The organism is Rhodococcus sp. R1101 (genome assembly GCF_000278445.1).
Taxonomy (GTDB): domain Bacteria; phylum Actinomycetota; class Actinomycetes; order Mycobacteriales; family Mycobacteriaceae; genus Rhodococcus; species Rhodococcus gordoniae.
In genome coordinates this window covers 1-981 of sequence record NZ_AJVB01000801.1, presented here as the reverse complement: position 1 = coordinate 981, position 981 = coordinate 1, and the positions used below count along the sequence as shown (strand labels likewise).

Below are 981 nucleotides of genomic sequence, written 5' to 3'. Positions count from 1 at the left end.
GTCCACGTCGAGGAGCAGGTGCTCACCGAAGCAGGACTGGTGATGCCGGACGAGCGGGAGGACGTGGTCGAGAAGTTCAAGGAGTTCCTCGACTCCGTCTCGCCCGACGACTTCAAGGCGACGGACGGCTGAGCGCCGTCCGTCCGTACGGCGACGAGCGTTGGCGCGCGCGTCGGCCGTAGCAGTAGTAGTGTCGAACGTTGCCTTCCGGTCGGCGTGTTGCAGCCCAGCGCCCAACACCGGAGCGTACGCTGAGTTGATCCGCCAGGGATGACTCGGTGAGCCTGGGAGCGCTCGATGATCGGATGTGGTCGGGGGGGAATCCGCCAGTCGATCGTTGCGAGGCAGAACTGGGCGCGCGAGAGGGAGTCAGTAGTGCGAGATCGGACGAAGGGACAGCCACTCGGCGTCGATTCCGGCGATCGCTCGAATCCGGCGCCGCGGACGAACGAGACCGACGAGATTCAGCCGGGTCTGTTTCCGGACAACTCGGTGCCCGACGAACTCGTCGGTTACCGTGTGCCCATCGCCTGTCAGATCGCGGGAATCAGCTACCGCCAGCTCGACTACTGGGCCCGTACGAATCTGGTGGTTCCGTCCATCCGTGGGGCCGCCGGCTCCGGTAGTCAACGGCTGTATTCGTTCAAGGACATCCTCGTCCTCAAGATCGTCAAGCGTCTGCTCGACACCGGCGTCTCGCTGCAGAATATCCGCGTCGCCGTCGATCATCTCCGCAGCCGCGGCGTGGGCGATCTCGCGAAGATCACCCTCTTCTCGGACGGCACCACCGTCTACGAATGCACGTCGCCGGAAGAGGTCGTCGATCTACTGCAGGGCGGGCAGGGCGTCTTCGGGATCGCAGTGAGCGGCGCGATGCGCGAGCTCACCGGCAGCATCGCCGATTTCCCCGCCGAACGCGCCGACGGTGGCGGCGTCGAGGAACGCCCCGAGGACGAACTGGCGTCGCGTCGCCGCGAGCGC

1 protein-coding gene and 1 pseudogene are annotated in these 981 nt (G+C 65.9%); both read left to right on the top strand.

Annotation, left to right across the window (positions count from 1 at the left end; genetic code table 11):
- Positions 1 to 132 (top strand): annotated as a pseudogene (locus R1101_RS30055) (bifunctional nuclease family protein); the annotation flags it as partial.
- Positions 133 to 375: 243 nt separating this feature from the next.
- Positions 376 to 981, top strand: a 606-nt coding sequence (locus R1101_RS28680; RefSeq protein ID WP_016935741.1) for a MerR family transcriptional regulator, incomplete at its 3' end; no start/stop codon positions are given.